This window comes from Frondihabitans sp. 4ASC-45, from assembly GCF_049472575.1.
Classification (GTDB): Bacteria; Actinomycetota; Actinomycetes; order Actinomycetales; family Microbacteriaceae; genus Frondihabitans.
Genome location: NZ_JBCEBN010000015.1, coordinates 35,038 through 45,124, shown reverse-complemented (window position 1 = coordinate 45,124; position 10,087 = coordinate 35,038). Strand labels below are relative to the sequence as shown.

Below are 10,087 nucleotides of genomic sequence, written 5' to 3'. Positions count from 1 at the left end.
GGCTGGCAGAGCGTCGTTCGACGATGATGAGAAGTGTGATGAGCAGGGCTGCGGCGACGAACAGGATCGCCGTTCTTAGGTCGGCCCAGCCGTGGTCGGCGGTGTAGAGGAAAGCCCAGACCAGAGTCACCGACGAGACTGTTGCGAAGAGGGCGCCCGGAACGTCGAAGCGGCCAGCTTGCGGGTGGGTCTGGTTCTTCACTTGCCGGGTTACAACGGCGATGACCAGGATGCCGATGGGCACGTTGACCAGCAGCCCCCACCGCCACGAGGCGAGGTCCGTCAGGACGCCTCCGAGGATAAGACCGAAAGACGCACCGATCGCGGACATGACGGTGAACATCGCCAGGCCGCGGGTGCGTGCCGCAGGGGTGAGCGCCATTGTCGAGATCAGGGCGAGAACACTTGGGGCGGCCAGGGCGGCGCCGAGGCCCTGAACGACTCGCGCTCCGATCAAGATGCCCGAGGTCGGGGCCAGTCCTCCTACGAGGGACGCCACCACGAACAGGCCCGCTCCCACTGCGAAGAGTCCGACTCGTCCGAATCGGTCGCCCAGGCGACTGCCGAGGAGAATGAGTCCGCCGAAAGCGATGGCGTACCCGTTCGGAATCCAGGACAGGCCCGCGGCACTGAGGCCGAGGTCGTCCTGGATGCTCGGGAGGGCCACGGTCATCACCTGCGAGTCGAGGGCGAACATAAACTGGAGAGTGAGGATCGCGGCGGTGGCAAGGGCGGTGGAATGGCTACGAGACATGGTGAGCCTTCAAATGATGACGAGGAAGAACCGCCGGACAGCAGGCCGATCTGTGTGCTGTCCGGCGGAGCCGAGGTGAAGTACGGGTCAGACCACAGGCGTGGTCGGGAGGATGAACCGGTCGGGTTCGCCGTCGAGCATGGCGCCGCGGGTCATCTCGTTGATCTCGGCTGAGATCTCACCACCGGGTGCGCTGACGTCGTCCAGCCGCTGGTATTGGTCGCGGGTGAGTTCCACATCGAGGGCGCCGAGGTAGTCCTCGAGCTGCGCCATCGTGCGTGGTCCAATGATCGGCACGACTGCGGTCACGGAGCGGTTGCCGCGCTCCCGGAGCCACGCCATGGAGACCTGGGCGGCACTGGCACCGGTCTCGGCAGCGACCTGGAGGACGGTGTCGATGACGGCAGTCGTCTGGGCCGAGGTGTCGGCGACCCAGCGGCTGGGGTCGGTCTTTCGGCCCTCGGCACCGTCGCGGTACTTGCCGGTTAGGAGCCCGCCCGCGAGCGGTGACCAGAGGTTCACTCCAAGGCCGAGGGCTTCTGCCATCGGGAGCAACTCGTTCTCGGCGCCGCGTTCGGCGAGGCTGTACTCCGTCTGGATGGCGACGATCGGGGCCCAGCTACGAAGGTCGGCCTCCTTGGCGGCCAGGGCGATACGCCACGCGGGGAAGTTCGACAAGGCGCCGTGGTGGATCTTGCCGGCGCGGACCAGGTCGTCGAGGCCGCGGAGGATCTCGTCGGTCGGGGTGAACGCGTCGGGGAAGTGGACCCAGAAGATGTCGAGGTAGTCGGTCCCGAGGCGACGAAGGCTCGCCTCGACGGAAGCGATCATCGCCTTCCGGGAGACACCGTTGGTGGTGCGGCTGTTCTTCTCGGGATTACCGAGCCCGTACTTCGACGAGACCACGAAGTCGTCGCGGGTCGAGGTGAGCATGTCGCCGAGCATCGACTCAGACTGGCCGCCCTGGTACATGGCTGCGGTGTCGAGGAAGGTCCCGCCGGCCTCCGCGAACCGGTCGAAGATGGCTCGGGAATCGGTCATGTCGGCCCCGCTGGCCCAGGCGGTTCCGAAGTTGCCGGTGCCGAGGGCCAATTCGGAGACGCGGAGGCCCGTACGGCGGCCAAAGCTGGTGTAACGCATGGAGGTCATGGAAGCTCACTTTCTGTAGCAATCACTACCGAAAGCCGGGTGTGCGTGGTTCTATTCCGTATTCGCGGATTAAGCTCGGAGTCCACGAGAGGAAGCCGGCCATGACGGTCATCACCCGAGGGCGTCCGCGAGGATTCGACGTCGACATAGCGCTCGACCGTGCCATCGACGTCTTCTGGCGCGAAGGGTACGACGGGGCGAGCATTGCCGAACTGACCGCGGCGATGGCCATCACTGCGACGAGTCTGTATGCGGCGTTCGGAAGCAAAAGAGAGCTGTTCGAGCGCGCTTTTACCCGCTATCTCACCATCGATATGGCCTATGCCGTTAGAGCCCTCGAGCAGGACCGCCTTTCCGACGTGTTCCGCAACTACCTCTTCGATGCCGTCGACGCCATGACCCGCGAGGGCAGGCCCCACGGCTGCATGTCCGTGCAGATCGGCGGCTCCAAAACAGGACTCAGTCCCGCCGGTAACGAGATCCGAGAGTTCGTCTCAAGAGCCCGTGACACCGGATACAAAAGACTTACCACCCGGATCGAGCAAGGCCGCGATGCTGAAGGGTTCGACCTGGCAGGCATGACCCCGGCCGGCATCGCGGAGTACCTCGTCAGCATCAGCAATGGCATTGCCGTCCGTGCCGCCGACGGAGCGGGTCGGGCCGAACTGCGCGGCGTCGTTGAGATCGCCCTTCGGGCCCTGATCTCCCGCTGAGCCGCCCGACTTCATTCGATTCGGAATAAAGCATCGCCGCGAACCCTTTTCAGTAGTAATCACTACAGAAAGAGCGATGATGACGAATTTCCTGATCTACGGAGCAACCGGCTACACCGGGCAACTGATCACCCGTGAGGCCGTGCAGCGCGGCATGAACCCGATCGTGGCTGGTCGAGACGCAGCGAAAGTAAAGCTGCTCGCCGACGAGCTCGGTCTCGAGGCCCGCGTCTTCGACCTGTCGAGCGAAGAGAAAACCCGCGAGGGTGTGCTGGGCGTCAGTGTCGTCCTCAACGTTGCGGGGCCCTTCTCGGTCACGTCGGGGCCGCTCCTGGACGCAGCCCTCTATGTCAAGGCGCACTACCTCGACACGACCGCAGAACTGGGCACATTCCTCCGCTCGGAGGCCGCAGACGGGCAGGCGAAGAAGGCGGGCGTCATGGTCATGAGCGGCACCGGGTGGGACGTTGTCCCTAGCGACACCCTCGCCGCACGGACCGCGGCTCGCGTGACCGATCCTGTCTCCCTTGTCATCGCGCTCAAGCTTTTCGTCGGCACTCCCGGTGAGCGGATCCCGCTGCTCTTCTCCAAGGGCTCCATGACGAGCGCCCTCGGGTTCGCGCCCTTCGCCGGTTCCGTGCGCTCCGGTGGCACCATCACGACCCGTGACGACTCGCCGACCCGGTCGATCGACTTCGGCGAAGGATCCGAGGAAGTCGGGCTGGCCCCGATGGGCGACCTGGTCACCGGCTGGCACTCGACCGGAATTCCGGAGATCGAGGTCTACGTCGCCGGCGGCATCCCCATCCCCACTACCGCCCCCGGCAGCCAACTGCCCGACGGCCCCGACGCCGCCGACCGGGCCATCGGCCGAGCTCGCGTCTACGCGAAGGTCACCGGCCGCGACGGCTCTACCGCCGCGGGCCTGGTCGACACCCCGACCGGCTACGGGTTCACCCAGCTCGCCGCCGTCGAGATCGCTTCCCGGATCATCGCGGGCGATTTCACTCCGGGCTTCCAAACCCCCGCGTCGGCATACGGCCCCTCTCTACTTGAGGGAATCGGGGACAGCCGCTTCATCGACCTGTAGGTCGTGCTCATTGACAGACGGTGTCGGCCCTTGCTCGGAGTGCGCGCGGGGGCCGCTGTCCTGTGAAAGGCCAGTCACCCACCGTGCGCATTACGTCCCAGGGTGCATCCTCTCAGCCGTAAAGGCGACTGTTTCCGCGTGCCCGTTAGCCGGTCGCTCATCGGGACGCCTTCTCGGGCTTGTCTCAGCCGGCTGGGATCAAGTGGCGTCTGGCCTGCGGATTCGCGTATGCCTGTCCCGCAAAAATGCCCGGTGACGGGGGTCTAAACGCTACAGTCGTGGAATGCTCATTGGATATGCCCGCGTCTCGACTTCGGGACAAGATCTCGCAGCACAACGTGACGGTCTCGCAGCACTCGGTGTTGACGATCAGCAGGTCTATGTTGACCACGGTCTCTCGGGCACGACTCGAGCCCGGCCCGGTCTCCGCGAAGCGCTGGCCGCGTGCCGCTCCGGCGACGTCCTGGTCGTCACCAAGCTCGATCGCCTCGCCCGTTCACTCCGGGACGCGACAGACATCGCGGACGAGCTGACGAAAAAGGGCGTCGCCTTGAACCTCGGGGGAGCGGTCTACGACCCCACCGACCCCGTCGGCCGGCTGCTGTTCAACGTCCTCGGCATGGTGGCCGAGTTCGAGGCCGACCTCATCCGTGCTCGCACGCGTGAGGGCATGGCGATTGCCAAGGCCGCCGGCAAGCTCCGCGGCCGCAAACCGAAGCTGACCCCGTCACAGGAGAAGCACCTCGTGCTATTGCACCGCACGGGCGAGCACACCACCAGCGAGATCGCCGAGCTGTTCGGTGTCGCCCGCTCGACGGTCTACCGCGCGATCCAACGCGCCGACTGAGCGGCGTTGAAGGCTCAGCAGTTCGAGCCCGTAGTTTGGTCGTATGGGGACATGGAGTGCTGAGCCACTGGGTAATGACACGGGTGCGGACTTCTCATGGGAGCTCGACGGTCAAAAGCGTTGGGGCGTCGTCAAAGCAGCTCTGACAAGGGCTCTGCGTAGCTCGGCGCCCATGGATAGCGACGTCGCATGTACCGCGATCGCGGCCGCAGAGGTCGTGGCGCATGGCCTCGGTCGCCCCACGCAGTCAGATGTCTATACCGAAAGCGTCGAGACGTTCGTTGGTCGAGCCTCCAGGCCTAGCAAGCGTTTGACACGTCAGGCTGTATTGGCGGTCGACGCTGCCGCTCGTGACGACGGCGAGCTCGCGCAGCTCTGGGCTGAGGCAGGCGATTCTGAGTGGCGCGTCGCTATCTCCCGCTTACTAGGGGCCCTCAACGCATGACCAGAGAATGAGTGGCCCCGCAACTGTGCAGCGATAGCCGATCGACTGTCGAGATCGGTTACGGATTGCTAGTTCGGGTGTCAGAGCCCGGGGTTATGGTTCGGACGTCGGGGAAGCGTCCCGGAACTTGTACCATCGCTGGCAACGTCGAGGATCCATCACTGACGGCGTCTCAATTGCGAATAGGACAGCGTCATGCCACGTACCCACGGTTTTCGGATTTACATCGTCGAAGCGTTTCCCAACCAGATCAAAGGGAAGGTGCCTTTCGATACATCAGTAGGTTCCTCCGCACGTGACGCGGTCCTACGGATGCTCGACAAGCTCCACCAGCGCGGAACGATCTTCGTCCAACCCCAACAGCCGGCTGACGAGGAGGTGCCCCGGAAGCCAACCTCGTCGGTGACTGTCGGCAATCCCGAAGTCATCCGTGACGGCTTGGTACACGTCGTCGTGGAAACAGGAGAAACAGGTAGCCACACTCGAGCCACCAAACCGGGCGAGCAATCTCAGGACATCCATGACTGGTCCCCCGAGGCAAGTCACTACATCACTCTCTTGTTCTCACAGTCCGAGGAGTCTCGTTTTGTCGTCGTTGCGCAGGCAGTCCGGCGCCGCGATCCGGTCCGCAAGCTGATGTCGCTGTTGGCCAAGGAGAGCGCCGCCGAGAAGGTGGCGGCCAAAGCGGAGGAAGAGGCTGCTCGCGGCGAAGCCGTAGCGAACGGAGAGACGCCACCGAAGCGTCGATCCCACACAAGACTGCTTTTCAATATTGTGCAGGCCGCAGACAACTCGTATATCGACGGCATCATCGGGGCCGCAGTCTCGGCCAATGCGACCTTCCGAAGCATCGGCGAGTCCGACCGAGGCGGTCCCCGGGACCCTTACGAGCGCACATTGCAAATCCGGCTCCTGAACGATAAGGGGCGTGAAGTCATTCGCACGGCTGGTCGGGGATGGGCACGGCGTCAGCGATCCGGTCAGGCGGCCTCACAAGCGGAAGGCGTCGCTGAACTTGCTGCCCTACTCGAGGCTGAAGATCTCCTAGAAGAGGAGGAAGCGGCGCGTTATGACGACGCGACGATTAGTGTTCGAGATCGAGATGGAGAGTCGACCACGATTGCGGTGGACACACTCCGCGACGTCTTCACTTATCCCGTCTCCGACGGATCGCCGACAACGGCGTTCTATTACGCGCGAGTCGCACCCCGCCTCGAAATTGTGATGCGGGAGGAACGGCTGGATATCAGCCCGATCAGCGTGAGCGAGGTAGAGGAATGGCTCAACGGCTAGACCTTCGACCTCTGCTTACGGGTCTGTGGCAAGGTCTTCGACGTCGGCGGACCTCGTCGGCTGCGGAGTCGCCTGACTACTGGACGCGCTGCATCCTCATTGGAGTTCCAGTAGCCGCCGGCCTCGCAGTTGCACTCTTGCGAATCCGCCTAGGCGGAGCCGATCAGCTGCTGGCTGGCACAGCTCTTCTGGCCGGAGCATTGTTGACGGGATTTGGTCAGATCGCCTCTTGGCGCGAACGGCTGCTGCAACGGCCAACCGCCGTCACCGGTAGCCGCATAAGAGCCCTCAACGAGGCGGTTGCGCACATACTCGTGTGTCTGCTGGTGTCGTTGCTAGCAACCGCCTGCGTGATCGTGCTCGCCAACTTGGACCTTACGGACGCGCGAGGAGTTGTGATTGCTGTCGAAGTCGGTCTTAGTGCTCTTGCTGTTGCGGCGTTCTCCTACATCTTCATCACCCTCGTCGTCGTGGTGAACCTCCTCTGGGACGCGTTCCGTGAAGAAGAATCTGACGCCTCTACGCAGGGGCTACCCCAGTTCGAAGATCTCGACAACCAGTAAGCCGCAGGCAACTCGAGATTTGCCACGATTTATGTCTGTGTAGACGCGCCGTCAGTGTCGCGGTCGTCGTTCCGGCCGATGTCCGATCGGACGACGCGACCGCCACCCGTGCCGATAGCCGATGGGCCAACGGACGGGACTGGGCGCGGTTGCGGACCGTATCCGGTTACCTGATTGCCGGCCATTATGGTCGACAGATGATGCGCGCAATGATCTTGATTGGAGTCACCGTCGGATGCGTGGTGGCTATTGCCGCCATCGTCCTCACCCTCAGGGACATCCGAGCAGGCCGGTCTATTTCTCGTCGAGCGATCAGAACGTTCTGCGTGGCCGGGCTCATCATGACTGCCACCATCGTCTACGCCGTCACAACGTCCGCATCCTGACCCTGCGTAGTCAGCCTGGGACTCAATCACCCGTCCCGCCCACAATGATCTACTAGACGGCTGTCGCGGAGCTGTGGGCGGCGTGCCCTCGGACAATGGCACAGGCATTCGTGAGGCGCCCGGGGTGCTTGGCGAAAGAAAGCGCAGGGCTAACGGGCGTGCTGGTAGGACTCATTTACGTTCATGCTTAGCAGCAGTATCGGGCAGTCGACCGGGATTTAGGGACGGAGTAGCGATAGCCCTACCCGGGCGGTGGCGAGCCACGCAGCGGGTTTCCACCGGTCCAGGCCCGAGGAGAACCGTGAAGCGCGCGTGAGTACGTCAGCGGGGAACGTTGCGGGCAGTTTCAAGGCGACTTTAAGAGCTTGGTCGCGTCGGCGAGGTCCCGCGGCTCGGTCGGCGCGTTCCAGTAACGACGCCAGTTCGGTGATCGTCGGGTTGGTGCAGTACGCCGGCTGCCCCGGTTGCTGACGCCAGGACGCGTCGAGGGATCCACCGTCATATGCGGTGAACCCCAACTCTTCTACGAGTTGCATGACTACCGTGCGGGCTCGAGGATCGTCGCCGCACACCGGTAATGCCACTCGGCTGGTTGTTCCGGCCGGTGTGCCCGCGGTGGCGAGGCTTCCGGCGACGATGTTGTTGAAGGCCTTCACTACGGGAATGCCGAGCTGCTCGGCAACCCATGCAGTCTCCGGCAGACCGTCGATGACGTCCTGAATCGAACCGTCACGGGGAGGCACATAGTTTCCGGTGTCCACCACGACTGTGTCTGGGTCGAGGCGTTGAATGACGTGCAGAAGCCCGGGAATACTCGCCAGTGGGATCGCGAGGATGAGGAGGTCCACGTTGGGGCCGATCTCATCGATCGTCACGGCGTGGGCGCCGGTCAGGCGTGCGAAGTCGTGGAGGGTATGCGGGCCGCGAGAGTTCGCGACGTCGACGTTCCATCCGAGGTCGACAAGGCGGGTGGCAATCGCGGTACCGACGTTGCCTGCGCCGATCAGACCCGCCCGTCGTGGAGTGGATGTGGTGGCGTGATTCACGGTGTCGCTCCTGTGGGTTTTTAGGTCGTCGTGCTCTTCGGTGGTTGCGGCGGGCGCCGCAGATGTTGTGATGACGCCGCCCGACTGGCCCGGAGTGGCACTCAGTATCACTGTAGATTCTGAGAGTCACGTATGCAAGCGAGTCCTGATGTCGATACGGTGATGCGATGGAAAGACGTGCGGCGGCCACCCGCGACATCGGCCGGAACGCGATTCGTAAAGAACTGGCCAGGTCCGCGCTGACACTTTTTCTCGATCGGGGGTTCGAGAAGGTCACCTTCGATGTTCTGGCTGCAGAGGCTGGGGTGTCCCGCAGCACCTACCTGCGGTACTTCGCTGTCAAGGAGGACGTGGTTCTTTTCGTCTTCGACACTGTTTTCAAAGCAATGCTTGATGCGCTAAGTGTCGCCTCTGGCCACGGCGACACAGAGTGGGAGGCCCTCAGACGCAGCCTCACCCCTGCCGCGGATTTTCTCAGCAGTTCGGACCAGCAGCTCCGACGGATGCAACTGGTGTGGCGGACGCCTGCGCTGTACTCGAGACTGCACCAGAAGCAGGCAACTTGGCGTCCGCCCATGGCCGAACGGCTCTCGAGTGATGGCGAGACATCAACGACGAACAACCTCGCGCTCCGCACACGCGTCGCTGCTGCACTCGAGTGCCTGAGCGTTGCCATCGGTACCTGGCTGGAAGGGGACGGGGAACCCGATCTGCACGACCTGCTGGATCAAACTTTTCAGGCAATCGCAACCACTCGCTGAAGTACCGGCCGTCACAAGAGGATCTGGGCTGTGGCTTGGATGCACGGCTATGTTACGGCCGGCTGGGTGTCAAGCGCGCAATGTTTCGCTAGGTTTTTCTGCGAAGAGTGTCGAGTAGGCCAAGGCGAAGCGGCCCAGGCGCGTGAAGCCCCATTTAGTTGCTGTCTCGCTGACGGTGGAGATGCCGGGTTTGGACTTGAGAAGTTCTTCGTGGACTTTCTCGAGGCGGAGACGACGGAGGTACGCCGTAGGAGTGGAGTCGTGGGTTCTCCGGAATCCCTCTTGGAGGCTCCTCGTGCTGGTCGAGCAGGCCGCTGCGAGATCTGAAACGGTCCAGGCTCGAGCCGGGTCATTTCGGAGGAGGGCAACCGCTTCGTGGACTGCCCGGGGCCCGGCTCGTTGCACGTGTCCCCGCAGAGCGTCCGAGTGGTTGTGCTGATGAGTGAACAAAAGCGCGTGTATGACGGCCTGTTCTAGGGAGTGGACCGCCAGGGGATGCTGAAGCATCCCGTTCTGGTCTTGGGAAGCGTCGTTGATGATCCGCACGGTGTGAAGAAGGGTGCGTCCGCCTGCGGTGAGATCCAAAGCGCCGTCGAACTGAACGGGTGACAGGGTCTTCCAGTCGAGCAGCTCCTCGATCTTGTTTTGCAGGTCAACGCGCGAGAGCATGAGAGCGACCTGCGCGAAGTCGTCCCCGCAGTCGAGGTCGACGGCGCGGCCTGGCATGAAGACACCGGCTGTGTGACGGTCGACTGCGAGGTGGTGGCCGTGCGCCGCTCGAAGTCCTGCCCTGCCTTGAAGGGGGATGTCGACGTGGTAGTTCTCGGGTTCCGCCGTACTGATGCGAATTGGCCGATCGAAACGCATGAATCCAAAGGTCATTCGGCCCGTTTTTAGAGCATTGAGTTCAAGGTGAAGGTCATCGGACCCGGCGAGGGCAGGGAACTCGACCGGCAGGAATGTGTCACTGAGTACGGCCTTGGCCTCGTCGGCGGAGTGGGTTGAGGCGACAGGGTGGGACACGAACGCCCCCTGTGGTC

The 10,087-nt window shown here is 63.3% G+C and carries 11 protein-coding genes; 7 read left to right on the top strand and 4 right to left on the bottom strand.

Annotated elements, in window-relative coordinates; genetic code table 11:
* The coding region (locus tag VH571_RS16510) for an MFS transporter (RefSeq protein ID WP_423265513.1) at positions 1–754 on the bottom strand (754 nt) is incomplete at its 3' end.
* Positions 755–841: 87 nt separating this feature from the next.
* A complete protein-coding gene (locus VH571_RS16505; RefSeq protein WP_423265512.1) occupies positions 842–1,903 on the bottom strand; it encodes an aldo/keto reductase in 1,062 nt (353 codons plus the stop codon).
* 101 nt (positions 1,904–2,004) lie between these two features.
* On the opposite strand from VH571_RS16505, the gene VH571_RS16500 reads away from it, so the two are divergent.
* From VH571_RS16500 to VH571_RS16475, 6 genes are all read left to right on the top strand, one after another.
* Positions 2,005–2,616 (top strand): TetR/AcrR family transcriptional regulator, encoded by a 612-nt coding sequence (locus VH571_RS16500; protein WP_423265511.1) that lies wholly within the window; start codon positions 2,005–2,007, stop codon positions 2,614–2,616.
* Between the two features lie 79 nt (positions 2,617–2,695).
* Positions 2,696–3,706, top strand: coding sequence for a saccharopine dehydrogenase family protein (locus VH571_RS16495; protein WP_423265510.1), 1,011 nt, complete (start codon positions 2,696–2,698; stop codon positions 3,704–3,706).
* Between the two features lie 283 nt (positions 3,707–3,989).
* On the top strand, positions 3,990–4,553 hold the full coding sequence (locus VH571_RS16490; RefSeq protein ID WP_423265509.1) for a recombinase family protein: 564 nt from the start codon (positions 3,990–3,992) through the stop codon (positions 4,551–4,553).
* 43 nt (positions 4,554–4,596) lie between these two features.
* Positions 4,597–4,998 carry a DUF4259 domain-containing protein gene (locus VH571_RS16485; protein ID WP_423265508.1) on the top strand — a complete coding sequence of 134 codons (402 nt, stop codon included), beginning with the start codon at positions 4,597–4,599 and terminating at the stop codon, positions 4,996–4,998.
* Between the two features lie 195 nt (positions 4,999–5,193).
* On the top strand, positions 5,194–6,291 hold the full coding sequence (locus VH571_RS16480) for a hypothetical protein (protein ID WP_423265507.1): 1,098 nt from the start codon (positions 5,194–5,196) through the stop codon (positions 6,289–6,291).
* 137 nt (positions 6,292–6,428) lie between these two features.
* Positions 6,429–6,854 carry a hypothetical protein gene (locus tag VH571_RS16475; protein WP_423265506.1) on the top strand — a complete coding sequence of 142 codons (426 nt, stop codon included), beginning with the start codon at positions 6,429–6,431 and terminating at the stop codon, positions 6,852–6,854.
* A gap of 604 nt (positions 6,855–7,458) precedes the next feature.
* Here VH571_RS16475 and VH571_RS16470 read toward each other — a convergent pair.
* Positions 7,459–8,397: an NADPH-dependent F420 reductase gene (locus VH571_RS16470; protein ID WP_423265505.1), complete on the bottom strand. Its 939-nt coding sequence runs from the start codon at positions 8,395–8,397 to the stop codon at positions 7,459–7,461.
* Positions 8,398–8,453: 56 nt separating this feature from the next.
* Here VH571_RS16470 and VH571_RS16465 point away from each other — a divergent pair, with 56 nt between their 5' ends.
* Positions 8,454–9,047 (top strand): TetR family transcriptional regulator, encoded by a 594-nt coding sequence (locus tag VH571_RS16465; protein ID WP_423265504.1) that lies wholly within the window; start codon positions 8,454–8,456, stop codon positions 9,045–9,047.
* A gap of 69 nt (positions 9,048–9,116) precedes the next feature.
* Here VH571_RS16465 and VH571_RS16460 read toward each other — a convergent pair whose 3' ends face one another.
* Positions 9,117–10,070: a helix-turn-helix domain-containing protein gene (locus VH571_RS16460; RefSeq protein ID WP_423265503.1), complete on the bottom strand. Its 954-nt coding sequence runs from the start codon at positions 10,068–10,070 to the stop codon at positions 9,117–9,119.
* Positions 10,071–10,087 lie beyond the last annotated feature (17 nt).